Source organism: Rhizobium mongolense subsp. loessense (assembly GCF_900099775.1).
GTDB lineage: Bacteria > Pseudomonadota > Alphaproteobacteria > Rhizobiales > Rhizobiaceae > Rhizobium > Rhizobium loessense.
Window position 1 is genome coordinate 47027 of record NZ_FMTM01000014.1, and the last position, 26751, is coordinate 73777.

The 26751-nt window shown below is 59.8% G+C and carries 28 protein-coding genes; 17 read left to right on the forward strand and 11 right to left on the reverse strand.

What is annotated here, in order from left to right; all coding sequences use genetic code 11:
- Positions 1-5: 5 nt before the first annotated feature.
- Positions 6-641 (forward strand): GntR family transcriptional regulator, encoded by a 636-nt coding sequence (locus BLP23_RS28790; protein WP_092588140.1) that lies wholly within the window; start codon positions 6-8, stop codon positions 639-641.
- A gap of 30 nt (positions 642-671) precedes the next feature.
- Here the strand turns inward: BLP23_RS28790 and BLP23_RS28795 are convergent, their stop codons facing one another.
- A complete protein-coding gene (locus BLP23_RS28795) occupies positions 672-1316 on the reverse strand; it encodes a ThuA domain-containing protein (RefSeq protein WP_092588141.1) in 645 nt (214 codons plus the stop codon).
- A gap of 175 nt (positions 1317-1491) precedes the next feature.
- On the opposite strand from BLP23_RS28795, the gene BLP23_RS28800 reads away from it, so the two are divergent.
- From BLP23_RS28800 to BLP23_RS28820, 5 genes are all read left to right on the forward strand, one after another.
- Positions 1492-1890: a VOC family protein gene (locus BLP23_RS28800; RefSeq protein WP_092588142.1), complete on the forward strand. Its 399-nt coding sequence runs from the start codon at positions 1492-1494 to the stop codon at positions 1888-1890.
- 155 nt (positions 1891-2045) lie between these two features.
- A complete protein-coding gene (locus BLP23_RS28805) occupies positions 2046-2300 on the forward strand; it encodes a DUF2934 domain-containing protein (protein WP_092588143.1) in 255 nt (84 codons plus the stop codon).
- Between the two features lie 86 nt (positions 2301-2386).
- Positions 2387-3784 (forward strand): c-type cytochrome, encoded by a 1398-nt coding sequence (locus BLP23_RS28810; protein WP_092588144.1) that lies wholly within the window; start codon positions 2387-2389, stop codon positions 3782-3784.
- Positions 3781-4275 carry a (2Fe-2S)-binding protein gene (locus tag BLP23_RS28815; RefSeq protein ID WP_092588145.1) on the forward strand — a complete coding sequence of 165 codons (495 nt, stop codon included), beginning with the start codon at positions 3781-3783 and terminating at the stop codon, positions 4273-4275. Before BLP23_RS28810 ends, BLP23_RS28815 begins: the two co-directional genes overlap by 4 nt.
- Positions 4272-6518 carry a xanthine dehydrogenase family protein molybdopterin-binding subunit gene (locus BLP23_RS28820; protein ID WP_407691818.1) on the forward strand — a complete coding sequence of 749 codons (2247 nt, stop codon included), beginning with the start codon at positions 4272-4274 and terminating at the stop codon, positions 6516-6518. Before BLP23_RS28815 ends, BLP23_RS28820 begins: the two co-directional genes overlap by 4 nt.
- 55 nt (positions 6519-6573) lie before the next feature.
- On the opposite strand, the gene BLP23_RS28825 is transcribed toward BLP23_RS28820, so the two are convergent.
- Together BLP23_RS28825 and BLP23_RS28830 are read right to left on the reverse strand one after the other, a co-directional pair.
- Complete coding sequence (locus BLP23_RS28825; protein ID WP_092588146.1) at positions 6574-6816, reverse strand: DUF2934 domain-containing protein; 243 nt, start codon at positions 6814-6816, stop codon at positions 6574-6576.
- A 10-nt stretch (positions 6817-6826) separates the two neighbouring features.
- Positions 6827-7357 (reverse strand): sigma-70 family RNA polymerase sigma factor, encoded by a 531-nt coding sequence (locus tag BLP23_RS28830; protein ID WP_092588147.1) that lies wholly within the window; start codon positions 7355-7357, stop codon positions 6827-6829.
- 346 nt (positions 7358-7703) lie between these two features.
- Between BLP23_RS28830 and BLP23_RS28835 the strand changes: the two genes are divergently transcribed.
- The 8 genes from BLP23_RS28835 (at position 7704) to BLP23_RS28870 (ending at position 14962) form a co-directional block, all read left to right on the forward strand.
- Positions 7704-9038 (forward strand): PQQ-dependent sugar dehydrogenase, encoded by a 1335-nt coding sequence (locus BLP23_RS28835; RefSeq protein WP_092588148.1) that lies wholly within the window; start codon positions 7704-7706, stop codon positions 9036-9038.
- A gap of 127 nt (positions 9039-9165) precedes the next feature.
- The gene (locus BLP23_RS28840; protein ID WP_092588149.1) at positions 9166-10467 is read left to right on the forward strand and encodes a hemolysin family protein; all 1302 of its coding nucleotides are present in this window, start codon (positions 9166-9168) and stop codon (positions 10465-10467) included.
- 115 nt (positions 10468-10582) lie between these two features.
- Complete coding sequence (locus BLP23_RS28845) at positions 10583-11227, forward strand: lysophospholipid acyltransferase family protein (RefSeq protein ID WP_092588208.1); 645 nt, start codon at positions 10583-10585, stop codon at positions 11225-11227.
- The gene (locus tag BLP23_RS28850; protein ID WP_092588150.1) at positions 11224-12174 is read left to right on the forward strand and encodes a phosphatidate cytidylyltransferase; all 951 of its coding nucleotides are present in this window, start codon (positions 11224-11226) and stop codon (positions 12172-12174) included. Before BLP23_RS28845 ends, BLP23_RS28850 begins: the two co-directional genes overlap by 4 nt.
- Entirely contained in the window at positions 12171-12560 is a 390-nt protein-coding gene (locus tag BLP23_RS28855) for a hypothetical protein (protein ID WP_092588151.1), read from the forward strand. Before BLP23_RS28850 ends, BLP23_RS28855 begins: the two co-directional genes overlap by 4 nt.
- Positions 12560-13204 (forward strand): CDP-alcohol phosphatidyltransferase family protein, encoded by a 645-nt coding sequence (locus BLP23_RS28860; protein WP_092588152.1) that lies wholly within the window; start codon positions 12560-12562, stop codon positions 13202-13204. Before BLP23_RS28855 ends, BLP23_RS28860 begins: the two co-directional genes overlap by 1 nt.
- 117 nt (positions 13205-13321) lie before the next feature.
- Positions 13322-13954: a LysE family translocator gene (locus BLP23_RS28865; RefSeq protein ID WP_092588153.1), complete on the forward strand. Its 633-nt coding sequence runs from the start codon at positions 13322-13324 to the stop codon at positions 13952-13954.
- A 93-nt stretch (positions 13955-14047) separates the two neighbouring features.
- Complete coding sequence (locus BLP23_RS28870; protein WP_092588154.1) at positions 14048-14962, forward strand: DMT family transporter; 915 nt, start codon at positions 14048-14050, stop codon at positions 14960-14962.
- A 29-nt stretch (positions 14963-14991) separates the two neighbouring features.
- Here BLP23_RS28870 and BLP23_RS28875 read toward each other — a convergent pair whose 3' ends face one another.
- From BLP23_RS28875 to BLP23_RS28890, 4 genes are all read right to left on the reverse strand, one after another.
- Positions 14992-16068 (reverse strand): ABC transporter ATP-binding protein, encoded by a 1077-nt coding sequence (locus BLP23_RS28875; RefSeq protein WP_092588155.1) that lies wholly within the window; start codon positions 16066-16068, stop codon positions 14992-14994.
- Positions 16069-16077: 9 nt separating this feature from the next.
- The gene (locus BLP23_RS28880; RefSeq protein ID WP_092588156.1) at positions 16078-17166 is read right to left on the reverse strand and encodes a carbohydrate ABC transporter permease; all 1089 of its coding nucleotides are present in this window, start codon (positions 17164-17166) and stop codon (positions 16078-16080) included.
- Positions 17159-18082 carry a carbohydrate ABC transporter permease gene (locus BLP23_RS28885; protein WP_092588209.1) on the reverse strand — a complete coding sequence of 308 codons (924 nt, stop codon included), beginning with the start codon at positions 18080-18082 and terminating at the stop codon, positions 17159-17161. The genes BLP23_RS28880 and BLP23_RS28885 overlap by 8 nt, the downstream gene beginning before the upstream one ends.
- A 101-nt stretch (positions 18083-18183) precedes the next feature.
- A complete protein-coding gene (locus BLP23_RS28890; RefSeq protein ID WP_092588157.1) occupies positions 18184-19461 on the reverse strand; it encodes an ABC transporter substrate-binding protein in 1278 nt (425 codons plus the stop codon).
- Between the two features lie 257 nt (positions 19462-19718).
- On the opposite strand from BLP23_RS28890, the gene BLP23_RS28895 reads away from it, so the two are divergent.
- The 3 genes from BLP23_RS28895 to BLP23_RS28905 are packed head-to-tail and all read left to right on the forward strand — an operon-like array spanning position 19719 to position 22663.
- Positions 19719-20729: a Gfo/Idh/MocA family protein gene (locus BLP23_RS28895; protein WP_092588158.1), complete on the forward strand. Its 1011-nt coding sequence runs from the start codon at positions 19719-19721 to the stop codon at positions 20727-20729.
- Between the two features lie 11 nt (positions 20730-20740).
- A complete protein-coding gene (locus tag BLP23_RS28900) occupies positions 20741-21838 on the forward strand; it encodes a Gfo/Idh/MocA family protein (RefSeq protein ID WP_092588159.1) in 1098 nt (365 codons plus the stop codon).
- Positions 21839-21892: 54 nt separating this feature from the next.
- Entirely contained in the window at positions 21893-22663 is a 771-nt protein-coding gene (locus tag BLP23_RS28905) for a FadR/GntR family transcriptional regulator (RefSeq protein ID WP_092588160.1), read from the forward strand.
- 149 nt (positions 22664-22812) lie between these two features.
- Here the strand turns inward: BLP23_RS28905 and BLP23_RS28910 are convergent, their stop codons facing one another.
- The 4 genes from BLP23_RS28910 to BLP23_RS28925 form a co-directional block, all read right to left on the reverse strand.
- Positions 22813-23121 (reverse strand): helix-turn-helix transcriptional regulator, encoded by a 309-nt coding sequence (locus BLP23_RS28910; protein ID WP_022713018.1) that lies wholly within the window; start codon positions 23119-23121, stop codon positions 22813-22815.
- Between the two features lie 21 nt (positions 23122-23142).
- On the reverse strand, positions 23143-24465 hold the full coding sequence (locus BLP23_RS28915) for a type II toxin-antitoxin system HipA family toxin (protein WP_092588161.1): 1323 nt from the start codon (positions 24463-24465) through the stop codon (positions 23143-23145).
- Positions 24466-24766: 301 nt separating this feature from the next.
- Complete coding sequence (gene uxuA / locus BLP23_RS28920; RefSeq protein WP_092588162.1) at positions 24767-25954, reverse strand: mannonate dehydratase; 1188 nt, start codon at positions 25952-25954, stop codon at positions 24767-24769.
- 47 nt (positions 25955-26001) lie between these two features.
- Complete coding sequence (locus BLP23_RS28925; protein WP_092588210.1) at positions 26002-26724, reverse strand: GntR family transcriptional regulator; 723 nt, start codon at positions 26722-26724, stop codon at positions 26002-26004.
- Positions 26725-26751 lie beyond the last annotated feature (27 nt).

Sequence of the window (26751 nt, forward strand, 5' to 3'; positions counted from 1 at the left end):
CTTGAATGGCAGACGTTTTGATGGGGCCGACGCCGGAGATCGAAAATTCGAAAGACGTGACCGATCTTGTCCTCCAGGATATTCTGGCAGGCGTGCTTCTTCCCGGCACCTGGCTCAAGCAGATCGATCTCGAGCGACGCTACAAATGCACGCGGCCGGAAGTCCGCAGAGCGCTCGATCGCCTTGCGCAGAAGCGGCTGGTCGAGCATGTGCCCAATCGCGGCTATCACGTCTACGAGCCCGACGGCCGCCGCGCCAGGGAGGTAAGCGAGATCCGTATCATTCTCGAGACGGCGGTTGCCGGCACGATCCTAAAGAATGCTTCTGCTGACGATCTCGATACCTTGCGGAAGCTGGCGGTCCATTTCGACCGGATGGTCCTTGATGGTACGATGCTGGAGCTTTACGAAGCCAACCTCGCCTTTCACAGGCAACTTCTGGTTCTTGGCGGCAATCAGGAGCTTGTCGACCTTGTTGCGGAAATTCGCCAGCGAACCTCCTCGGCACCCGTCGCTCAATGGCGCACGCGCGCCCGCATCGAACAGTCCGGCCGCGAACATCACCTGATGATCGACGCCATTCAGCACAAGGACGCAGAAGAGCTCAAGCGACTGGTGAGGCAGCACATCATTCAGAACTGACCGTTTGCGAGGGCCGGACTGCGTGGGACTCTACCGGCGCGCAGCCCAGGCAAGGCCACGGCGAAGAATGAGACGCATGTACGGATGGTCGAATTCGGCCGCGACATGGCCGAGTGCCGAGTAAAAGACGCGGCCCGCACCAAAGTGGCGTTTGAAGACCACCGGCATTACGACATTGCGGGCGGCCTCGTCATATTCGCCGGTAAACGTCGTGGTCGCCAGAATTTCAACGGACGGATCGTAGTGCAGGTAATACTGCTCCGAGTGGTAGTCGAAGTCCGGAATGCCCTGCATCAGCGGATCGTTTTGTCGGCTCACATTCACGCGGAAGTCGATGATGTTGCCCGGATGAGAAACCCAGGTGACGCCGGAAACATAGCGGAACGGCGCACTTTCCTTGAAGGACGTCGCGAGTGCGCCATGGTGACCGCCGAGGCCAAGGCCGTCACGAACAGCCATGACCAGCGCATTCGCATGCGCCTTTTCCAACTGCTCCCCGGTGATGATCGGAACAAGCAGATCGGCATTGGCAATCAGCGGCGAGCCGAAGATGTCGAGATCGCCGGTAATTTCAACTGCGAAGCCGTCTTCTTGCAAAAGCTCGCCGACGACGCTTGCGCATGCTTCCGGTTCGTGGCCCTGCCAGCCGCCCCAAACGATGATCGCTTTACGCATGCCCTGCCTCCCGGCTTTCGATGGTTAGGTCGTGACGTCGTGGCTTTTCCAACCAGATAGCGCCCGATTTCATCGACCGCAAGCCAGGTCGCTTCGATTGCCGTCACACGATTTGGTCTTGACGGCGGCAAGGGACCGCAGTCAGCTCGCGCATTATCTGTGGGAGGAATTTTGAATGCTGAAATCCTTCGAACATGTCGGCATGACGGTAAGCGATATGGACCGTGCCGTCGCCTTTTATTGCGGCCTCCTCGGCCTTCGGCTGCATCTGCGCAAGACAATGCCGGATGGCTCGCAGGTTGCTTTTCTCGATGCCGGCGGTGGCATGCTGGAGGTCTTCGCGCCTGCAAGCGGGGCGGTGCGCGCAACCGACGTTCCCGAGGGTGCCGCCGGTCTGCGCCACCTCACGTTCCTGTTCGGCAGCGTCGCTGAAACCTTCGCAAAGCTCGAAGCGGCCGGAGTTGAGGTGAAGGAGCGCCCGCGCCTTGCTTACAACTCCGAGGTTCTGCACAAGGTTGCTTTTCTCCGCGATCCCGACGGCATCCTCATCGAGCTCGCCGAGCGGACCGATTGAGACAGTTACCCGGCAATACCAGTATCTGAGCGGCACTGCTGTTTTCCCGCTCAAGACCGCGCAAACCGCGCGTCCGGTCTGAGGCGAAGTAACAACTCCGTAAGCGAAATCTGGCAACCTCGAGATGAATATTTTCTCCATTTTGGTTGGGTGTCATGGTTTACAACAAGGAAGATTGGATCAGCCAGCGCGCATACGCCATATGGGAGGCGGAGGGACGCCCGTGCGCGCGCGAGACCGAAAACTGGCAGCAGGCGGCAGCTGAGTTCGAACAGCTCCAAATGACCAGGGCGTCCATCGATGGAACCGACCTGATCGAGATGCTGCGCGCCACCGGGCGCCTTATGCGCGCCAGCGACAATGAGCCGGCTCGGGTCATTCAAGAGCGCGCCACGATCGCCAAACGCTAGCGATTCAGCACCTATTTCGGGAACAAATCCCGGCTCCTTGCGTTTTGTGCAGTTCGGTTTGCACTCCTGGGAGGGTCATATCGGCAATGCGAGCCATCAGACTGCTGTCGACGATCCTTACCCTCTTTATCGTTTTCGGTCTCGCATTCTTTTTTCTTGCCTGGCGCCCCGAAATCAAGCCGCAAGACCCTTCACAGACCATCCGCTTCGATAACGCACTGATCGCCAAGGGAGCCAGCCTCGCGGCGGTCGGAAACTGTATCGCCTGTCATACGGTCCCGGGAAAGGAAGCTTTTTCCGGGGGGCTCAAACTGCCGACGCCTTTCGGGATTATTTATTCGACGAACATCACGCCGGACGATGAAACCGGTATCGGACGCTGGAGCGAGGCTGCCTTCCAGCGCGCCATGCGCGAAGGAGTGGATCGAAAGGGCGATCATCTTTATCCGGCATTTCCCTATGATCATTTTACCCGCGTCACCGACGAGGACAACAAGGCACTCTATGCCTTTTTGATGACGCGCACGCCCGTCAAGGCGACTGCACCCAAAAACGAGCTGCCCTACCTGCTGCATGTCCGCCCCATCCTTGCCGCCTGGAAGCTGGTCTTCTTCGACAAGGGGGCTTTCGTGCCCGATCCGCAAAAAAGCGAGGAATGGAACCGCGGTGCCTATCTTACCGAGGGCCTCGGCCACTGCGGCGCTTGCCACACGCCTCGCAACGCCTTTGGTGCCGAGGAGCGCGGCAGGCACTTCGGCGGCGGCGAGGCGGAAGGCTGGCAGGCTTATGCGATCAATGCGCAAAGCCCCTCGCCGATCCCGTGGGACAAGGCTTCGCTCGCGTTCTATCTGCGCCATGGCTACCACGCGTTCCACGGCGTCTCGCGTGGTCCGATGGCTGAAGTCACCGGCAATCTCGGTGCGCTTCCCGACAGCGATATCAATGCAATCGCAGCCTATGTCGCCTCGATCATGGGCGAACCGTCTGGCGAACGCGTTCAAAGGGGCGAAGAGCTGAAGAAGCAGTTCGTTCCACAGCTGGATGGCGTGGTGACGGCGGCGATTGACGAGAACAAGGCGTCGGCCGAACTTGCCTCTCATCCGGGTGCAGCCATCTATGGCGCAGCTTGTGCGACCTGTCATGAGTCCGGCCGCGCCGCGCCGTTTGGAGGACTGAATTTCAATCTCAGCACCGCCGTCAACGCGCCCAATCCGCAAAACATTGTCAATGTCGTGCTTTTCGGCCTGCCACCGGCCGACGGTGAGCCAAGCGCCGTTATGCCCGGCTTTGCCGGGGCATTGAACGACCAGCAGATCGCGGATCTGCTCGCTTTCATGCGCCAGCGCTTTACGACGCGCGACCCTTGGCCCGATCTGCTGCAACGCGTCAACCGCACACGCTCCGGTGAATATTTTGTCGCCGTCCGCCCCTCGGAAGGAATTGAACGAGCGCCGTCCAATGTCGGCGCGAAGGAGCCGAGATGACAACGCTCAAAGTCAACGGACACACCCACGAGGTTGCCAGCGAGCCCGACACGCCGCTGCTTTACGTGCTTCGCAACGATCTTAATCTCAACGCCGCAAAATTTGGCTGCGGCCTTGGCCAATGCGGCGCCTGCACCGTCATGGTCGACGGCCAGGCGGTTCTTTCGTGCGTGACGCCGCTCGTCGTCGTCGAAGGCAAGGAAATCATGACCGTGGAAGGGCTTGGAACAGCTGAAAAGCCTGGACCGCTGCAGGCGGCCTTCATCGAGAAACAGGCGGCCCAATGCGGCTACTGCATTCCCGGCATGATGATGAGCGCAGCAGCGCTTCTGAAGCAGAATGCCGCGCCGACTGACGAGGAGATCCGATCGGCGTTGCGGACCAATCTCTGTCGCTGCGGCACACATATGCGCATCCTTGCCGCCATCCGGCGCGCGAGCAAACTGATGGAAGCTGCGGGGCTTGCGGCCGCCAAAAGGAGTGCCGGATGATGGATATTCTCACCAGACATGAAATGAGCCGGCGCGGCCTGCTTGCCGGTACCGGCGCTCTCATCGTCAGCTTTTCCACGATCCGGACGCTGGCCCAAGAGATACCGATTGCGGCGCCCGAAAAACCGAAGTTGCCGGGCAGCCTGGATGACGACCGCTATCTCGATAGCTGGATAAGGATCGATTCGGACGGCAAGATTACCGTGTTTACCGGCAAGGTGGAGCTTGGACAGGGGATCGGCACGGCCCTCATCCAGGTCGCCGCCGAGGAACTGGAAGTCGATCCCTCAGACATCGCGCTCGTGACGGCCGACACGGCGCGCACGCCCGACGAAGGGTTTACGGCAGGCAGCCAGTCGATGCAGAACAGCGGTACTGCCGTACGCAACGCAGCCGCGCAGGTTCGCGAGCTCCTGATCGCCGAGGCGGCGCGCCGTCTTAACCTGCCTCCAGACCAGCTCAGGGCGAAAAAGAAAAGCGTCTCCGGGCCGGACGGCAGATCGGCGACCTATGGCGAGCTGGTGTCGGGCCAGTTCCTGCACGTCGAAGCCCAGCCGCAATCGAAACTGAAACAACCCGATGCCCTGCGCATCATCGGCCGTGATGTGCCGCGCATCGACATCCCGGGCAAGGTCACCGGTGCTGCAGCATATGTGCAGGACCTGCGCCTCGAAGGAATGGTGCACGCGCGCGTAATCCGGCCGCCGAGCTATGGTGCGACATTGAAAGACATCGATGCTACGGCGGCCGCAGCCATGGCTGGCGTCATCTCGGTCATCCGCGATGGCAGTTTCCTTGCCGTCGTGGCGGAGAAAGAATGGCAGGCGATCAAGGCCATGCGTGCCGTGGAAAAAGCGGCGCATTGGGACGAACCTGAAACACTTCCGGAACAGACTGATCTCGCCGCCGCTCTTACCGCCCTGGAAAAGGATGTCGGCACAGTGGCCGAATCCGGCCATGCGAGCTTCCCGAACGGCGCGATCTACGAGGCGACCTTCACGCGCCCTTACCAGATGCACGGTTCGATCGGCCCTTCCTGTGCGGTCGCGCACCTGAAGGCCGACGGCAGCCTTGATATCTGGTCGCACACGCAGGGGGTTTTCCCCGATCGGGGTGCGATTGCCCAGATGCTGGCGATGCCGCAGGAGAAGGTGCGTGTCATCCACATGGAAGGGTCCGGCTGCTACGGGCACAACGGTGCTGACGACGCAGCTGCCGACGCAGCACTCATCGCCATGAAAATTCCCGGCCGCCCCGTGCGTGTCCAGTGGATGCGCGAACAGGAGCATATGTGGGAACCTTACGGGCCCGGCATGGTGTCCAAGGTCCGGGCATCGCTTGATGCAAGCGGCAGGATCGACAACTGGACCTATGACGTGTGGAGCAATACCCATAGCACGCGCCCCGGCAATGCCGGCTCGTTGCTTGCCGGCCGCGCCAAGGAACAGCCGACGCCCTTAGAACCGCCGAAACTCAGCATCAGTCCCAATGGCAGCGGCGATCGGAATGCCGATCCTCTCTATGCGATCCCGAACCGCCGGGTGCTGTGGCATTTCCTGCCCGACATGCCACTCCGGGTTTCGGCACTGCGCGGCCTTGGTGCTTATGCCAATGTTTTCTCGATCGAAAGCACCATGGACGAACTGGCCATTGCCGCCAAAGCCGATCCTGTCGAATTCCGCCTGCGTCATCTGGAAGATGATCGAGCCAGCGATGTCGTGAAGCTGGCGGCCGACAAATTCGGCTGGGGAAGGGGCCAAGTGCCTTCCGGTCACGGTCGCGGCTTTGCTTTTGCGCGTTACAAGAACCGTGCCGCCTATCTGGCGGTCGCACTGGAAGCGAAGGTCGAGCGCGAGACCGGCCGTGTGCAGGTGCTGCGCGCCGTTGCCGCCATCGACGCCGGTCAGGCCGTCAATCCCGACGGGATCCGCAACCAGACGGAGGGCGGCATCTTGCAATCGATCAGTTGGACGCTCTATGAAGCCGTCACCTTCGATCGCACCCGCATAACCAGCACTGATTGGTCGAGCTATCCGATACTGCGTTTCGGCAGCGTTCCGGAAAGCATCGAAGTGCATATTCTCGATCGGCCCGGTCAGCCCTTCCTCGGCACAGGCGAGGCGGCGCAGGGACCGACCTGTGCGGCGCTCGCCAACGCAATCCGCAATGCGACGGGGAAGCGGTTGGTCGATCTGCCGCTATCGCGCAACAGGGTGAAGGAAGCGACCGGTCTCGGCTGGTAGAACCTTAGCCGGCTTCTCATCGCAAGGGGTGCAGACTGCAGGCCTGCATCATTCTTCAGCCGTTGGCGATCGCCGGCGGGTGCCCGATGGATTTCGGTGACGTGGCGGCCGGTGGTCTTGGTCTGAACCGGACAAGCACCTCGCGCCCGTCGGCCGAAGCCTGCGTGCGCTCGAGCTCGTCTCGCTCCCGCACGGCCTGTGCCCAATGCTCGCCATCCAGGCCATGTTGGCGCCCGGACGCTTCCCAAAGTGCATAGGCCCTCTTGGCGATCCATTCGTTCCTGTCCTGGCGGCTCATTGCGGCGCACCTAGTGTAACGAGGCTGCTTCGGAAGATTGCGTCTCGCCGAGCATTTCCAGAAGATGGTTGCGAGCGCGGCTCACCCGGCTCTTGATGGTGCCCACTTGGCAGTCGCAGATCGCAGCCGCTTCTTCGTAGCTTGTCCCGTTGACCACGAGCAGCAGTGCATGGCGGTGCGATGCTCCGAGCTTGTCGATCGCAGCCTGCACGTCAAGAGCTCTCAGCGACCATTCCTGCGTCGACTTGACCGGTAACTGATAGCCGGTCAGGTCGCCGACGCAACCGACCGGTTCGCGCTTGCGGCGCTTGTAGCTGCTGCAATACGTGTTGCGCATGATCGTAAAGAGCCATGACTTCAGGCTCGTGCCGTCCTGGAACTGTGCGATATGACAAAGCGCCTTGGAGACCGTCTCTTGAACAAGATCGTCGGCGTCGCTTTCAACACGCTCGAAACGCCTCGCAAAGGCTTTGAGAGCTGGAAGAAGCGAGACAATTTCTGCCTGAGCGCTGCAAGGTTGTGCAACGGAGACTGTGGGCATGGCGTCCTCCTTCTACGGAGGAATTAATGCCCTCGCACTCTGTGAGGTTCCCGATAAACTTCATAGGTCCGCAATCGTACAATGCGGGCCGTCCGGGCCTGAAGTATCAGGCAGTCTCTTTGCGCACATGCCTCAAGACTCAGCACACTGAGCGCTCGCTCATGTCGTGTCGCTCGTATGTGATCTTGTCACACTTTCAACACGTGGAAGATGGGGATTGAGAAACAAAAGCTGCGCCGTTGAAATCTTGAACCTTGGGGCGTTTGCTCCATCATTCGAATTTATCAGGGGCGGTGACACCTATAGCGGTCAAACCGTTAGCACGGTCTTGCATGAAAGATCATCCATGAAGAAGATCATCATTGTCGTCCTTCTTCTCATCCTTGTTGCAGGCGGGTGGATATTCGTCTTTGAGCGTGAGTCCGCCACCGTCCCGATCGAACAGGGCTACGGTCCCTCACCGACGCTGCCCGCGCCGAACCCGACGCTGATCCCGACAGTCAATGTTGCGGAAGCGGCGAGCTGGCCGGAAGGAGCCACACCAAAAGCCGCAGAGGGGCTGAAGGTCAAAGCCTTTGCAAGGGGCCTCGACCACCCGCGCTGGATCCATGTCTTGCCGAACGGTGATGTCCTTGTTGCCGAAAGCAACAAGCCGCCAAAAGGTGAAGACGCCGGGTTCAGCATCCGCGGCTGGTTCGAAGGTCTCGTCATGAGCCGGGCCGGCGCCGAGGTCAAAAGTGCAAACCGCATCACATTGCTGCGCGATGCCGACAGGGACGGTGCAGCCGAGATGCGCACCGTCTTGCTGAAAGATCTCAAATCTCCCTTCGGCATGGCATATTCCAAGGATAGGCTCTACGTCGCCAATACCGATGCGGTCATGGCTTTTCCCTATAAGGAAGGTGAAACGGTGATCACCACGCCGGGCGCGAAAATTGCCGATCTACCAGCTGGCCCGATCAATCGGCACTGGACGAAGGACGTGATCGTGAGCTTAGACGGCACCAAGCTCTATGCCACTGTGGGCTCCAACAGCAATGTCGGGGAAAACGGCATGGATGCGGAAAAAAACCGTGCCGCGATCCTCGAAATCGATCTTGCCACAAAGGCTGTTCGCGTCTTCGCAAGCGGCTTGCGCAATCCAAATGGTCTTGCCTGGCAGCCGCGGTCGGGCGCACTTTGGGTGGCAGTTAACGAACGCGACGAGCTCGGCAGCGATCTCGTTCCCGACTACATGACCTCGGTGAAGGAAGGTGGCTTTTATGGCTGGCCCTACAGCTATTTCGGCCAGCATATCGATAGTCGGGCAAGGCCGCAAAACCCTGAAATGGTTGCGAGCGCCATCGTCCCCGATTATGCCCTTGGTCCTCATACCGCCTCGCTCGGCCTGACCTTCAACACGAGCAATCTGTTTGGTCCGGATTATGTCGGCGGTGCCTTCGTCGGCCAGCACGGCTCCTGGAACCGCAAGCCGCGCAGCGGCTACAAGGTGATCTTCGTGCCTTTCACCGATGGCAAGCCCTCCGGCCCGCCGCGCGATGTCTTGACGGGCTTCATCGGGGCGGACGACAAGGCCTTTGGCCGACCTGTGGGCGTCGCAATCGACATCAAGGGTGCCCTGCTTGTTGCCGATGACGTCGGCAACACGATATGGCGGGTCTCACCGGCTTCGGCACAGTGACGGGGCCAGCCAACAACCCATACAGAAGCGCCGAGCAAAAATAGCCGAAGCAAGGTGCAGGCCTTGCTTTCATTGTTGGCGCTTTGCCCCTATTTTGAGGCATCGCTGTCAATATCATAGGCTTCTTTTGTTTCTGGAAATCATAATCGTTGTGCTGCTCACTATCTTGAACGGTGTGCTCGCAATGTCCGAACTTGCCGTCGTTTCATCACGTCCCGCCCGTCTGAGGGTCCTGGCCGATCATGGGAGCCGGGGAGCTGCCCAGGCCATCAAACTTGCCGAACATCCCGGCCGCTTTCTCTCAACCGTTCAGATCGGGATTACACTCGTCGGCGTTCTCTCGGGTGCCTTTTCGGGCGCCACGCTGGGCGGCCGTCTTTCGGCCTGGCTGAGCGCACAGGGCGTTTCCCCCGCCCTTTCCGATGCGCTTGGCGTCGGCACGGTGGTCGTTGCCATTACCTATCTATCGCTCATCATCGGCGAACTGGTGCCGAAGCAGATCGCGCTTCGCGAACCTGAAGTGGTCGCGAGCAAGGTTGCTCCGGCCATGGCCCTGCTTTCCAAGCTTGCCTTGCCGCTCGTCTGGCTCCTCGACGCGTCCGGCAAGCTTGTGCTTACGCTTCTTGGTCAGTCCGGAAAAGGCAGCGATGGGGTGACCGACGAGGAGATCAAGACGGTGCTCGCCGAGGCGCAGAGTGCCGGCGTGATCGAGAGCGAGGAATCGGCGATGATATCCGGCGTCATGCGCCTTGCCGACCGGACGGCGAGAGCCTTGATGACTCCCCGCCGCGACGTCGAAGTCGTCGATATCGAAGACAGCATCGAAGACATTCGCAAGCAGCTGCACCGAACGCACCGCTCGCGTCTGCCTGTGCGCCGCAACAGTTCTGACGAGGTGCTTGGCGTGCTCTTCGTGAAGGACTTTTACGATGCGCTCGACGCGCATGGCCATGCAGACATCCTCTCGCTTGCCCATGAAGTTCCGGTGATCTCGGATCTTTCGACGGCAACGCATGTCATTCAGGCCATCCGCAGATCACCGGTCCACATGGTGCTTGTCTACGACGAATACGGCCACTTCGAAGGCATTGTCTCTTCCGGCGACATCATGGAAGCGATCATGGGCGCACTGCAGGAGGGACCTGCTGACGAACAGGCAATCGTTCGCCGCGGCGACGGTTCCTATCTTGTTTCAGGCTGGACGCCGATCGACGAGTTCGCCGAATTCATGAATTTCAAACTGGCGGATGACATTGAATTCCAGACCGTCGCCGGCCTTGTGCTGGAAGAGTTGAAACACCTGCCGGACCTCGGCGAAAGCTTCGTGAAGGATGGCTGGCGCTTCGAGGTCATCGACCTTGACGGCCGCCGCGTCGACAAGATCCTCCTCTCGCCTGAACCTGTAGAAGGCGAGGAGCGGACGGCTTAATCTGCCCGCTGCATGTGGAAATCTTTATCCGGCTTTCCAACCGTCTTCCGATTTGTCCAAAACGCAGCTACGTTCCTGCAATCCTGAATGCGGGAATTGGGCGTCGATGAAGCAGATGCAAAGCCTGATCGCAAAGCCTGTCGCGATCGCTATCGTGCTGTTTGCCCGCGCAATCACGGCTGTGCGGGCGATCTGGGCGAATGACGGTTTGCCGCCCCGGCGCTGCGTCTATTTTGCCAACCATTCGAGCCATGGCGATTTCATTCTGATCTGGGCGGTGCTGCCGCCGCGTCTGCGCGGACAGGCAAGGCCTGTGGCCGGGGCAGACTACTGGCTGAGATCGCCGCTTACTACCTTCATTGGCCGCGAAGTCTTCAACGCCGTGCTGATCGAGCGCGACCGTGAAAGGCGCACGCAGGATCCGGTCGAGCAGATGGCGGCGGCAATCGATGCCGGCTCGTCGCTGATCGTGTTTCCAGAGGGCACGCGCAACCAGACCGACGAGCCGCTTCTGCCCTTCAAGAGCGGCCTCTTCCATCTGGCTGCAATGCGCCCGGGGATCGATCTCGTGCCGGTCTGGATCAACAATCTCAATCGCGTCATGCCGAAAGGCGAGATCGTGCCAATTCCACTGATCTGCACGGTCACCTTCGGCGGCCCGATACGGGTTGAACCCGGCGAGACCAAGGACGACTTCCTGGCAAGGGCAAGAGCCGCCTTGATTTCCCTTTCTCCAAAACATTCAGGCGGCAGCGAATGAACGACGCGCGGTCCGATCTTATTACGCTCGTGCTCGGCATTTTCGCCGTGCTGATCTTCGCCTCACTGGTTGGCTATGTCCTGCACCGGCGTCTTTCGCCGGATGGCTCCAACAGCGCCGTCGAGAACCTGAACGCCCGCATCAAGGCCTGGTGGATCATGGTGATCTTCATCGGCGTCGCGTTTCTGGCGGGTCGTGCCGGTGTCATCATTCTTTTTGCCTTCTGCTCCTTTGCGGCACTTCGAGAATTCATCACGCTGACAAACACGAAGCGGGCTGATCACTGGGCGCTTGCCTCGGCCTTCTTCGTGGTGCTTCCCATTCAGTATTATTTGCTGTGGGCTGAAGAATACGGGATCTATTCGATCTTTGTACCGGTTTACGCGTTTTTGCTGATGCCGATCATTTCCGTGCTCCGGGGCGACACGGAGCGGTTCCTCATCCGCATTGCCGAAGTGCAATGGGCCTTGATGATCTGCGTCTTCTGCGCTTCGCACGTGCCAGCGCTGCTGACGTTGAACATTCCCGGCTATGAGGACCGCAACGTACTTCTCATCGCATTTCTGGTCATCGTCGTGCAGCTCAGCGACGTCTTGCAGTATGTCTGGGGCAAGCTTTTCGGGCGAACGAAGATCGCCCCGAAACTCTCGCCGTCGAAAACCGTTGAGGGCTTTGCGGGCGGCATCGTCAGTGCGACTTTGATCGGGGCGTCGCTCTGGTGGATCACACCGTTTACGCTTTTGCAGGCGGGCCTGCTCTCGCTGGTCATCACGCTGATGGGCTTCTTCGGCGGTCTGGTGATGTCGGCTATCAAGCGCGACCGGGGTGTCAAGGATTGGGGCAATCTCATCGAGGGTCACGGCGGACTGATCGACCGGCTTGATTCCGTGGTCTTTTCGGCGCCGATCTTCTTTCATCTTGTCCGCTACTGGTGGTCGCTGACATGAGTGGTTGGGTCGGACGGCTTGGACGCAGCAGCACCGTTCATGTGACTTTCGCCTTTCTCGCCATGGGAGGCTGGGCGCTGTTTGCCAATCGCGTCCATCCTTTGCCGCGCATGCTGCTTGCAGGCGTCGTTCAGGGCGCGCTGTCTGCTTGCCTCACCCTGTTCTTGAAATCGGCGGTCGAAGCATTTTCGAAGCGCTTCAAAGGCTCTGCCGCATTCATTGCGCCGCCTCTCATCGCCTGCCTCGGTTCTGCAAGCATTCTCATCGCCATCCACGCACTCGCCGCAACACCCGAAATACTAAGGACCGTTGCGGTGCCGCTTGCCGTCTCCACCAGCTATGCGGCGATTTACAACTATTCTCTTTTGACCGGGGAAGGTAAGTGATGACTGACACTGAAGATCGCCGGCCGCTGAACAGCCGGAACAGATGGTGGGCAAAGGCGATCGCGCAGAAGATCGCGGCGAGATCCGTCACACCGAACCAGATATCGCAGGCAAGCATCGCCGCTGCCTTCATCGCCGGTCTCCTGTTCTTCGTCGCCGGACGCGACGCCGGCTATTCGCGCATGGTCCTTCTCGCTCTTGCGGCAATTTTTTGCCAGGTGAGGCTTCTCTGCAATCTGTTTGACGGCATGGTTGCGGTCGAAGGGGGCAAGGCAGAAGCCGACGGTCCGTTCTGGAATGAATTTCCAGATCGCGCCGCCGACATGCTGATTTTTGCCGGCATCGGTCTCGGTATTGGCCATCCCGGCCTTGGCTGGGCGGCGGCAGCATTCGCAGTGCTGACTGCCTATGTGCGCGAGCTTGGCCGGGCGACGGGCCACGGCAGCGATTTTTCAGGCCCGATGGCCAAGCAGCACCGCATGGCAATCGTCACCATGGCTGCTGTCATTTCGATCGGCGAACCTTACTGGGATCTTTATAACCATGCCCTTTGGCTGGGGCTTTGGATCGTGCTTCTCGGTGCCGCCGCAACCGCGGCCCGGCGCAGCTTGCGCTTGATCCGGTCCATGAAAAGTTCGCACTGACAACGGCTGTGCCGTGGGCCGAAGTTGCTGCGGCTTTAAATTGTCATCCCTACAATTCCACCCTTGCGGCGTGCCGGGGGCTCCTTCATCAGTTGGCGATCGAGCCGGAGAGAAGTTATGCCCGAACTTGCAAGTCTGCTTGCCTTTGCCCTTATCGCTCTCGGCATGGTTCTGACGCCCGGGCCGAACATGATCTATCTCGTATCACGCTCGATATGCCAGGGACCGGCGGCCGGATTGATCTCGCTTGGCGGTGTGGCACTCGGTTTCGTCGTCTACATGCTGTCGGCAGCGCTCGGGATTACGGCCTTGGTCTTCGCCGCGCCAATTGCTTATGATGCGCTTCGGCTGGCAGGCGCCGCCTATCTTGCCTGGCTTGCCTGGAATGCATTCAGGCCCGGCGGCCGCTCGGTCTTTCACGTTCGTGACCTTCCGCGCGATACCAATCGCAAGCTCTTCGCCATGGGCTTCGCCACCAGCTTGCTCAACCCGAAGATCGCCATCCTTTATCTCTCACTGCTGCCGCAATTCGTGAACCCGCAGGTCGGCAGCGTCTTTCTGCAATCGATCGCGTTCGGCTTTACGCAGATCGCGATCAGCGTCAGCGTCAACGCACTCATCGCCCTTTCTGCCGGCTCGATCGCGCTTTTTCTCGGCGAACGGCCGGCCTGGATGCGGGCCCAGCGCATGCTGATGGCAACCGTCCTTGGAGGACTTGCCGTTCGCATGGCGCTTGAATCACGCCGCTGACACGCTTTAAGCTTCACCTGACCTTGACATCGGTGCTGTTAAAGCGGAAGCCGCACTCGGCTGCCTCGCGGTGTCGTATCAAGGAATGTCAGGATGAAGCGCAGTGCCGTTGCCGTCAGTTCGAACCTGATCTTGACGGGCGTCTTGTTGATGCTGCTCGGCGATTTCCTCTTTGCGCTCAACGATGCGATGGGCAAATGGCTGGTTGCGAGTTTCGCCGTCGGCCAGGTGCTGGTAATCCGCTCGCTCGGCGCCTTCATCGTGCTCGGTCCGATGATCATCCGGCAAGGGACGCGGCAGCTCTTCAATGTCGAGCAAAAGGGGCAGCAGGTGATGCGCGTGGTCATGACGACCTGCGATGTCAGCCTGTTTTATGCGGCCGTCGCCTATCTGCCGCTGGCCGATGTCATGACCTTCTATATGGCGGGGCCTATCTATGTCGCCGCGCTATCGCACTTTTTCCTCGGCGAGAAGATCGGCTGGCGCCGCTGGCTTGCGGTTTTCATCGGCTTTGCCGGTGTCGTCGTAGCGCTGCGTCCATCGTCTGCGATGCTGTCCTTGCCATCTCTTTTCGGTCTGACGGGCAGTCTCGCCTTCGCACTCACGCTGGTGATGAACCGCTCCTTGCGCGCGACAAGCGACACCACGCTCGTCACCTGGCAGACGATCGCTGCCCTCATTGCCGGGATCATTCTCAGTATCGGCCATTGGCGTCAGGCGACACTTCTCGACTACTCAGGCATGCTGCTTCTGGGCGTCGTCGCCACCTGCGCCCACCTGCTGATTACCCGATCGCTGAAGCTTGCCCCGGCATCGCTGCTGGCGCCGCTGCAATACACGCTGCTCATATGGGCGATCGTGCTTGGCATGATCTTTTTCGATGACGTACCCGATATGCAGATCCTCATCGGCGCGGCGATCATCGTCTTTGCAGGGCTTTTCATCTTCCACCGGAAAAACCTCAGGGACACGATCACGCCGGATGTCGTTCCGCCGGACGGACATTGAGCGTTCAGTCGAAGGATTGCCCCGGCAGGTCAGTGGGTTTTGATCCGCAGGCCCGTTTCGTCGAACAGATGCCAATGGCCCGAACGGGGCGCGATGTTGAGGACATCGCCGCGCGCGACCTGGCTCTGGCCCTGCTGGTGCACCAGGATGGGCTCGCCGTTTGGAAGGGTGCAATGCAGGTAACTGTTGGCGCCGTGCTGTTCGGCAACGGCGACCTCGGCTGGCCAGCCGCTTTCACCGACCAGGAAATCTTCGGGCCGCACACCGAGTGTTGCTTTGCGTCCGGCTGCAAGCCCGGCTTCAAGGGGCAATTCCAACGGCGGCAATCCGGCGCCCTCGAAGGCGAGCCTCCCGTCGGTCGAAGTGCCGATTGTCCCTTCGATGAGGTTCATGCGCGGTGAGCCGATGAAGCCGGCAACGAAAGTGTTGTGCGGGCGATTGTAAAGATCAAGCGGCGCACCGACCTGCTCGATGACGCCCTTGCGAAGAACAACGATCTTATCTGCCATCGTCATCGCCTCGATCTGGTCATGCGTCACATAGATCATCGTATTGCCGAGCCGCTCGTGCAGCTTGGTGATCTCGACGCGCATCAGCACGCGCAGCTCCGCATCGAGGTTGGAAAGCGGCTCGTCGAAGAGGAATATCTTCGGATCGCGGGTGATGGCGCGACCGATTGCGACGCGCTGTCGCTGACCGCCGGACAGCTGGCGGGGGCGCCGGTCGAGCAGCGTGTCGATCTGCAAAAGCTTGCCGGCTGCATCAACGCGGCGGTCGATCTCGTCTTTCGGCATCCGGATATTCTCAAGTCCGAAGCTCAGGTTCTGGCGAACAGTCATGTGGGGATAAAGAGCGTAGGACTGGAAGACCATGGCGACGCCGCGATTAGCGGCCGGCGTGTCGATGACGCTTTCGCCGTTAATGCGGATGTCGCCGCCCGTTGCCTCTTCGAGCCCGGCAATCATCCTAAGCAGCGTCGACTTTCCGCAGCCGGACGGGCCGACGAAGACGACGAATTCGCCATCCTTGATATCGAGATTGATATCGGGGATCACCTGCAGCGTGCCGAAGGATTTGTTGACATTTTCAAGTACGAGGTTTGCCATGAACGAAACTCACTTGATGCCTGTGGATGCGATGCCGGTGGTGATGTAGCGCTGCAGAAAGATGAAGGCGCAGGCAAGCGGCAGCGCCGTCAGGGTCGTCATGGCGAGCATCAGATCGTAACGGACCTCGAACTCGCTCTGGAAAGAGTTGAGCGCCAGCTGCAGCGTATAGACTTCGCGGCGATTGAGGACGATCAAGGGCAGCAGGAAGTCGTTCCAGCGCGACAGGATCGAGAAGATCGCCACAACGGCAAGCGCCGGGCTGGAAAGCGGCAGGACGATCCTCCAGAAGATGCGCCACTCGCTCGCATGATCCATGCGCGCTGCTTCGATCAGTTCGTCAGGGATTGTCAGCATGTATTGGCGTAGCAGAAAGACGCCGGTCGGCGTCGCGACGGTCGGCAGGATGACACCCCAGAGATTTCCGACAAGGCCGAGCTCGGCAACGATGAGGTAAGTCGGCACGAGAACCACGGTTGCCGGGATCATCAGCGTCGACAGGATCGAAATCAAGGCGACGCTGCTGCCTGCGAAACGGTATTTAGAAAGCGCAAAGGCTGCCATGGAATTCATCACCAGCGTGATAATGGTCGCAACAGTGGTGATGAAAAAGCTGTTATAGACATAGCGGCCCATCGCCTGGCCGGAACTTGCGACCAGGTTGGTGTAGTTCTCGGTCGCAAGGCGCACCTTGCGGACGGGGACGGCATCGGTCACGGCAACGGTGACACGGCCGGCGCCAGGGTTGTGCGGATTGATCATCTGCGCATTCCTGCCGACACGGCGGATCTGCGCAAGCCGCGCCTTCGTGCCGTCCTTCAAGGTTACGTCAAAGAGCGGCAGCGGCTGGTCGAAACCTTCAACCACGGCTGTTTCGCTGGAATAGGGCAGAATGCTCGGGGGAAATTCCTGCAAATTGGCTTGCGTCTTGAAAGAAGACAGGACCACCCAGGCAACCGGCGTGAACATGATGAGCAATCCAAGGACGAGGAAGCCATAGGTGAGCCAATCGGCAACGTCGAGCCTGTTGCGCCCGCGCCGGGCAAAGAGCAGACCGCGCATGGGAGCTCCGGATTTGGACAGGGCAACGTCAGCCATGTTGCGAATTCCTCGACAGGCGCAGTTGGAGCCCGGTGAAGATCAAGAGCACGACGCCGAGCAGCAGCGAGGCCGCGGCCGCGAGACCGAAATTGCGAGGCTGCACGGCGAAACCGACCTCGTAGATATACTGGACGATCAGCATCGTCGCAGATCCAGGGCCGCCGCCTGTCAGCACGTAGAGTTCATCGAAGGTCTGGACAGAGCGAATGACGCAGAGGACGAAGACGACGAGCAGGACGGGCTTTAGAAGCGGCAGCGTGATGCGCGTGAAGACCCGCCAGTTGGTGGCGGAGTCCATCTTGGCAGCTTCGTAGACATCGCGCGGGATCGACTGCAGACCGGCAAGCAGAATGATCGTGTAAAAGCCCATATGCGCCCAGACGGTGACGAAGACCGACCAGAAGAAGGCGGTATTTGGAAATACCAGCCAGTTGACGGGCGAAAGTCCGAGCCAGGTTAGAATGCCGTTCAACGCGCCGTTGCGCTGCAGGATCCACTGCCAGGTCAACGCCACGACGACAGGCGAAAGCATGACGGGAAAGAAGAAGACGGCGCGAAAGAAGCCGCGGCCGCGGATCTCGCGATTGAGGCAGACAGCGGCAAGCAGCGCGACGCCGATCATGCAGATCACCTGGATCGGCACGAAGACGAGACTATTGCCGAGCGCCCGCCAGAAGAGATCGCTCGAGCAGGTGGATGCATCGAGGTAGTTGGTGCAGTCGAACAGCGTTTCGTAATTGACTGAACCGATGAAGGGTCGCTCGCTCGGATAAAGGCGATCGCTGCCGGTGACCGAATAGAAGACGTTGATTGCGACCGGAAGGAGCGAGAAGAACAAAACGGCGAGGAGGTTCGGCAGCAGAAAGACCCACGGCATGCGCCGGATGCCCAGGATCTTTTGCAGGCCCGTCATCAAAGGCTCGGCGAGCCTTGCCGGCAGGAGGATGACGCCGCCGGCAACCGTCGCAAGTCGAGCCCTTGTGGCCATGCCTCTCTCCTTCCGGATCAGCCTGCCTATTGGCCGGCCGCCTTGATGGCGAGCTCGACATCCTGCTTGACACGGTCAAGTGCTGCATCGACCTCCAATTCGTCGTTCAGGACCTGGCTGATGCGCGTCGTCAGCGCGTTCATCATGGCGCGCTGATAGCGCCAGCCCTGGAAACGATAGGCGGCCGGCGCCATTTTCGGGATCTGGGCGATGAAGGTCGAAAGCGATTGCTGCGTACGCTGAGAGGCGCCCGGATAGGTCACGCCATTTTCGATCAGCGATTTTGCCGCCGGAATCTCGACGGCCGCCGAGACGATTTCGGCGTTGTTCTTCGACTGGGCGATATAGTCGATCAGCTTGCCGACCGCTTCGGGCTGCTTGGTATGCTTGAAACCGACGAGCGCTCCGCCGCCCGGCATGACGGTGCACGATGAGGGCCCGCAGGGCGCAGGTGCCACCTGCCAGTCGAAGAGGTCCCCGACTTCCTTGTCCATTTGGCTGAGCGTCCAGGAACCGCCGAAGTAAAGCACGGTCTTGGCATTCAGGAAATCTGAGAAGAGTTCACGATGCGTTGCGCCGCCGACCGCTCCCCAAAGGTCCATCGGCATTGTTCCGTCCTTGTGCCAGGCCACGAACTGTTCGACGGCGTCCTTCAGCCCCTTGTCGATAACCGGTTTGCCCTGGTCATCGACCAGTTCGGCGCCGTAGCTGATGGCAAGGCTTGCAAAGCGGTGGCCAGAGCGGTCCATCTCCATGGCGTATTCGGTGTTGGTGGCCTTGGCCACCTTGCGTGTCGCTTCGGCCCATTCGGCCCAGGTTGCGCCCTCCTTGGGAACCGGAACGCCCGCCTGCTCGAACAAGGTGAGATTGACATAGGCGCCGTTGACGGTGAGCGTCGTCGGCATGCCGTTGATCGCCTTGCTGGTCGGATTGGAGCCACGCAGCCATTGCAGGGTCTGGCTGTATTCCTTCTCGAAATTCGCCGCGTTCACATAAGGCGTCAGGTCGAGATAGTAACGGCTGAGGCCGCCGAGGTCGGTGATGATCGCCGCATCGGGGCCTTCGCCGGATTCGAGCTGCACCGGCAGGCTTTCGACGAGCGACTGATAGGGAACGGTTTCGAGCTTGACCTTGACGCCTGGATTTTCGGATTCGTATCGTTTGACGACCGGATCCATGGTCAGGCAGCCGAAGCCGATATCGTCGCAAAAAACGGTGAGCTCCTGCGCCTGGGCAATACCCGTCAGCGCCGTGGCTGCAAGCAGCGTCGAGGCCGCCCACAAGCCGATGCGGGTGCGTTTCATATGCAAATCCTCCAGTGATCGCGACGGGCCTCCCGCCCGGGGTGGCGATCTGCCATAAACATGTCTGGACTTACCAGATTGTCAACCGGCAAGCCGAAAGAATTTTGCCAAAAACCCGCGCCAATGTGGCCGGTTTGCCGCAGTTCCCGTTCCAAAAACATTCTTGACAGGTTCGAGCTTTGAGTGTCTGGTTTGACCAATGATGAGGAGACGAGAAGCCGCAGCTCCCACGGCTTTTGCAGGAGGACGATATTAAAATGCTGAGATTTGCCGTTGTCGGAATCGACCATTCGCACACGTTTGATCATGTGAAGGGATTGCTAGCGGCGGGTGGAGAATTCGTTGGCTATTGCCCGAAGACCTCTGTTCCGGCGCTCATCGAAAATTTCAAGAAGACATATCCGGATGCGCCGCAGATCGACCGCGAGACGATTTTCGCCGATCCGTCCATCGACGTCATCTGCATCTCCGCCATTCCGCGCGATCGCGCCGGTCTTGCGATCCGTGCCATGAGGGCCGGCAAGGACGTGATGACGGACAAGCCGGGCGTCACGACGATCGAGCAGTTGGAGGAGGTCAAGAAGGCCGTCGCCGAGACAGGCAAGATCTTCTCGATCTGCTTTTCGGAGCGCCATTGCGTTCGCTCGGCGGTCAAAGCAGCCAAACTCGTCAAGCAAGGCGCAATCGGCCAGGTCATCCAGACGCTCGGCATGGGACCGCACCGGCTGCAGCTTCCGACGCGGCCCGACTGGTTTTTCGATCCCGAAGCCTTTGGTGGCATCATCGTAGACATCGCCTCGCATCAGATCGACCAGTTTCTCTTCTATACCGGCTCGACGAGCGGCGAAGTCGTCGCAAGCGCGATCGGCAACTTCGGCATGCCGGAGAAACCGGAATTCCAGGACTTCGGCGAGGTATTGCTTCGCTCCGACAAGGCGTCTGGCTATGTCCGCGTCGACTGGTTTACGCCCGAGGCGCTGCCGACCTGGGGTGACGGACGTCTGACGATTCTCGGCACCAAAGGCTATATCGAGCTTCGCAAATACATCGATATTTCCGGCCGCCCCGGCAAGGATCATCTGTTCCTCGTCAACGGCGAGGAAAATACCTACATCGACTGCAGCAGCGAGAAGCTCGACTATTTTGAAGCATTCACCGCCGACGTGCGCGATCGCACGGAAACGGCGATGACGCAGGCGCACGTCTACGAGGTCTGCCGCCTTTCTCTTGAGGCGCAGGCCAAGGCTTCCCAGCTCGGCGGACGATAGGAGGAGATATCATGACGAAGAAATTGCGCGTTGGCGTCATCGGTGCGGGCATCGCTTCGCGCCATCTGATCGGTTACGACTGGAACAAGGACCTCTTCGACGTGCCGGTGCTCTGCTCGCTGGACGAAGAACGCGGCCGCGAGCTTTGCGAAAAGCATGGCATTGGCGAGTATACCCAGAATGTCGACGACCTCTTTGCCCGCAACGATCTCGACATCATCGATATTTCGACGCCGCCGGATTCGCATTTCGAACTCTGCAAGAAGGGCATCGAGTCGGGAAAACATGTGATTTGCGAAAAGCCGCTCTTCGGCTCGATTGCCGATGTCGACGAGATGAGCCGCATTGTCGCGCGTTCCGGCGGCAAGAAACTCATGCCGATCTTCCAGTATCGCTACGGCTCCGGTCTTCAGAAGCTGAAGCTGCTGATCGAACTTGGTCTGACCGGGCGTCCCTTCCTGACGACGATCGAGACCCATTGGTGGCGTGGTCCTGCCTACTACGAAGTTCCCTGGCGCGGAAAGTGGAAGAGCGAGCTCGGCGGCGGCCTGCTTGGCCACGCGATCCATGCGCACGACATGCTGAACTATGTGCATGGCGCCTGCGCCGAAGTCTTTGCCTATGGCGCGACGCTAGTAAACAAGATCGAAGTCGAAGATACGATGGCGCTTTCCGTCAAGATGCAGAACGGATCGCTGGCGGCACTTTCCATGACGCTCGGCTCACGCAAGGAGATCTCGCGTCTGCGCTTCTGCTTCCATGATCTCGTCGCCGAAAGCATTCTCGAACCTTATACGATGGGTCGTGATCCGTGGAGCTTCATCGCAGGCACCGAGGAGCACCAGAAGCGTGTCGACGAGGTGCTTGCCGGCTACGAAGTGAAGGAAGACGGCTATACCCGCCAGTTCGAGCTGTTCCACCAGGCGATCATTGAAGACAAGGAGCCGCCGGTAACGCTGCAGGACGCGCGCAATTCGCTGGAACTGGTCACGGCTGCCTATCATTCGCAGCGCACCGGCAAGCCGACGCCGCTGCCGATTACCGCCGAGCATCCGCTTTATCACTCGTGGCTTCCGGACGAAGAGCGGCGTATGGCCGCCAGCGCCTGAGCGCCAAACAGACATGCGTCACCCGTCTTTAGGGTGGCGCCGCAAGGAGGTATCATGGGGGCAGCCGTACCAACGCTTCGGCTTCAGGGGGAGCAGCGGCTTTATCAGATCGTCGCACGCCGGATTGCGCGCATGATCGAGGCAAACGCCAAGAACCCAGACTGGCGCATGCCTTCCGAACGCGAGCTTGCCGAAGAACTCGAAGTTAGCCGCCCGGTCGTGCGCGAGGCGGTTATTGCGCTGGAGATGCGCGGCATGGTGGAAGTCAAGGGCAGGGCCGGCATCGTCGTTTTGCCGGTCCGCGGTAATCAGGTCAATTTTGACAAGATCAGTGCGGATGCCGGCCCCGGCCCGTTCGAGCTTCTGGAAGCCCGGCTTGCAGTTGAGGCGAGCGCTGCCGCCATGGCGGCCGAACGCGCGACGAATTACGATATTGCCGTGCTCGAGGACTGTATCGCTCAGATGGAGCATGAGACCGACGTCACCTTAAACAACGAAAAGGGCGACCGCGATTTCCATGTGACGATTGCGCGCATGACCGGAAATGCCATCATCGTTTCCATCGTCGAGGCGCTTTGGGTTCAGCGCGACGAGTCGCTGATGTGGAAAAAACTGCATGAGCATATCCATGCGCCAAGCGTGCGCCCGCTCTGGATCGGCGATCACCATGCGATCCTGACAGCTCTGCGTCTGCGCAATCCCGACGCCGCCTACAAGGCGATGGCGCGCCACATCCGCAACGTCAGTAACGAGTTGATGGAAGCGGACGAAAGGGGACGGTTTGCGCCTGAAGGCATGCAGGCGGATGATGGAAAATCGCGCTAGCCGGATGGTCAATGCCTCTGGGTTCAACGCCCACCTTCTCGAGACTTTCGGCAGGGATCCGATTGGCTCTCCTGTCCGGGCAGGACCCACATGAGCGGCTGCCAATGTGGCAGACAGTCGGTGCGCCAACAGCTGGCGCCTGAGAGGCTTTACGCCAGCGGTGATCCTGGCTCATCGTCGCGCGGCGTTTTCGGTACAAATCCAACAGAAAAGCCGAATAGCCTGCCAATCTTCTCTAGCGTCTCTAGAGTCGGGTTCCCCGTGCCGGTCTCGATTTCGGCAACCTGCCGGCGGGTAAGCCCGAGCGTCTTAGCGAACTCCTCCTGCGTCATGCCGAAGCTCTTGCGGATTTCGAGCACCGCGCCAGGCAGGCGCAGCGCGCCATGGCGCGCGCGCTCCGCCAAGATTTGGCGCAGTTCTCGGACTTCCTCTTTGCTCGGCTTCTTCCATCGAGCCATATGATCAGTTCCTCGCCGGCATCATGAACTCGTTGCCAAAACGCCGTCGGCAATCTCAGCGCATCGCGCCATCGCCCGATCGAGGATTTCCGAGGGTGCGTCCAATTTTCGTGCCATCCGAGGCACTTGTTTCAGGCGCTCTGCAAACTCACGTAGCTCGCAAAGAAGGCGCATCTGGTCATCAGGGTCATCAAGAAGCTCTGCACAGATTGTCTTCCAATCCGGCAAATGATCGCGGCCACGGTCGCGCATGCACGCCCATCGCGTAGACCGGATGATTCCTTCCTTTGCCAGTCGCATGGGGGCGAAATCAAAGAGTGGCGAGAGCCGAATGCTTCCATCAGGATACTTGCTCAGCGCCGAGTTTCGTCCGTGATTGTCGGGATTGCCGAGCGCCAGATTTGCGACGTCACGTCTTACATACTCAGCGATGTCGGCAAAGGGATCAGACGAGAATTGTTTCAGGACGTCGATATAGGCCTCATGCGTGCCGATATGGCCGAAATCGGCAACGCCGATTGCCGACACAAGGCTTTCCTGCCCAAGGCGCACGACTTGGCCATGATTGCCACGTTGCCGATCAAACCGGGGTATGATCAGCACGCCTTCGGCGTATGTCGAGGTTTCCTTCACGTTCAGGCCGATTTCCACCGCGATCCGGGAGTAGAGTGCTTCGCCTTCGAGAATGAGGCGATCCGCGGGCTCCGTGCTGCGGACAAGTTTTACAATGACATGACGCACTGCCTCGTCATCTGCGACAAAACCGTCTGGGTAATAAAGCCCGTCACTCGCCTGGGTCATCGACACCTTCGGCCACTCTCCTTGAAGCCCGCTTGACCCCGAAGCCAACATGCCGAAACGGTCTGCAACTTCCATGAAGTGATCGGTACGCTCGAGAATGTCGTTCTCGGTCACGCCCTGGCGTTGAACCTCGCGTAGACGAGGCGCTTCGGCATCAGCCGCTTCTTTGATGCGGATATTGCCAATCCCTCCGGTCGCCGCCCGGAGCAGGAGGGGAAGATCGGCTTCGCGCGAAGCTTCGTTCAGCTCAAGGTGTTCGGCAAGTTTCCGGCGCGCATGTCCTTGTGGCATTAGATCCAACAGGAAGGGTGGCCAGTGGCGACTGTATCGGTTTTCAAGGTCTACGGGATAGCGGACGGATAGGGCGCGATGGTCGCAAACAGCCTTTCCATTGGCAAAATCGACAGAAGCTGCCTCAACAAAGTAATCAAGATCGTAGTCAATGATCGAGGCGCCCGTATAGCCAGATCCTTCGTCTTGCAGTTGTAGGGTTGCGGCCCCACGCCATTTGCCATTGTCATGAACTTGAAGCGTCAGGCGCATATTTAATCCCCTTTAATGGGTCAATTAATGCGCTGAGGTTTAAAAATCAACCCCCTATGATGGTACAATAGAGAGTGCGGTGGTCAATCGATGGCGGTTTTCGTTTGGTCTGAATCCAAAATGGCGCAGCACGACACCAAGAGCGCCCACGCCAGCCATAGCATTTGTGCCGGATTCGATCCGTAAGAGCTATATGGCCCGCAAAAATCCCCGCTTTCATCGAGCCGAAATTCCGGTGAGACAAAACGAGGAAAAGCAACCTGCGAAAATCGGAATGCGGGCCTGGAGGGCTCTCTCACGATCAGGATGGTTTGGCACCGAGCGCGTGCAGGATGCCGCGCAGTTCCGCCAGTCCGCGCATGCGGCCGATCGCGGGATAGCCTGGCGTGACGGTCTTGTTCAGATCATCCAGCATGCGGTGACCATGGTCGGAGCGGAACACGATTTCGTCTTTCGGGCTGCGCTTGCGGTCCTCGGCCACGAGTTCCTTGAGAACCGCCACCATATCGACATCACCTTCCAGATGCGCGCTTTCATGGAAGGAGCGGCCGTCGCCTTCACGCTTGGTGGCGCGCAGATGCGCGAAGTAGATGCGCGAGGCAAAGCGCCGGGCGATTGCCGGCAGGTCGTTGTCGGCACGCACGCCGAGGCTGCCGGTGCAGTAGCACATGCCGTTTGCCTGTGATGGTACGGCCTCAAAAAGGGCAGCGTAGTCGTCTGCCGTCGAGGCGATGCGCGGCAGGCCGAAGAGCGAACGCGGCGGATCGTCCGGATGGAGCGTCAGCTTGACGCCGCGCGCTTCGGCGGCCGGTGTGACGGCCTGAAGGAATTCGATGAGGTGCTGGCGGAGCTTTTCGGCGTCGATGCCGGCATAGGCGGCAAGCTTTTCGCGGAAGCCGGGAATGGTCAAAGGCTCGGTTGTCGAGCCGGGCAGCGCCGAGGTTATGATGCGGGTGATCTCGGCGATCTCGGCTTCCGGCATAGCCTCGTAGACTTCACGGGCGCGTTTCAGGTCGTCCGCTGAATATTCCTTTTCGGCGCCCTGACGCTGCAGCACGAAAAGGTCGAAGGCGGCAAAGCGCTCGTGATCGAAGCGCATGGCGGTCGCGCCCGTTGGTATCTCGTAGTCGAGCTCGGTGCGCGTCCAGTCGACTACGGGCATGAAGTTGTAGCAGATGATCGGGATCCCGCAGGCGGCGACGGCTTCGAGGCTTGCAATCCAAGCCTCTATTTCGGCCTTGGCCTGGCCGCCCTTGCGCTTGACTGCATCGGGGATCGGAATGCTCTCGACGACAGACCAAGTGAGGGACGAGCGGCCGGGCGGCGTGTTTTCGATCATGGCCTTGCGTTCACTGACTTCGCTTTCCGTCCAGGTGCGGCCGATTGGAACCTGATGCAGCGAGGAAACGATGTTCGTCGCGCCCGTCTGGCGTACATCGTCCAGGGTGACGGGAGCCTCAGGCCCAAACCATCTCCAACCTTGCCGCATCTGTTTCCTCCTTGCTGTTTCGTTGTTTATGGGTTCTGCCGGCTGCTTCAGCAGAAATAATCGGGATAACGTGTTCGAAGCTCCGCGACATCGGGGATGACGGCGCTCAGATGGTGAAGCATGGCGTTGCGGGCGGCTTCCGCATCGTGGGCTGCAATCGCATCGCGGATAGCACAGTGTTCGGGAACCACATTGTCCATGCGGCCCAGGGCTGGAAGCGTCAGCCGCCGGGCTCGGTCGATCTGCACCTTGACCGTTTTCAAGATGGTCCAGATACCGGGATAGCCGGCGATCTGTATTATCGCCTCGTGAAAGGCCTCATCTTCTTCATGGAAGCTGGACACGTCGCCGAGGGCGGCAAGCGCTTTCTGCCGGGAGATGATGGCATCGAGCCTGGTAATGTGGTGCGGCTTGGCCATCCTGGCAGCACTCTCGATGGTCGTGCCTTCCAGTGCTTTGCGAACGACAACCGCTTCCGGGATTGCCGAAACGGGGATACGCGAAACGACGGTGCCGGACTGTGGATAAATCTCCACGAGCCCACCTTCGGCAAGACGAAGCAGCGCTTCACGCACCGGCGTGCGGCTGACGCCGAATTCCTCCGCGATGCGCTTTTCCTGAAGTGCAATTCCCGGCGGCATGCGCAGCGAAACGATGTCGGCATGAAGCCTCTTGAAGATCGCATCCGCCGTGGTTACTCGGCGAAGCTTCGCCGGTCTTTCCAAAAGAGCCGGAAAATCGATCGCTTCGGAACTGGACGCCTGCCGCATGAACTGCCTGAACATGACTTCGTGTGC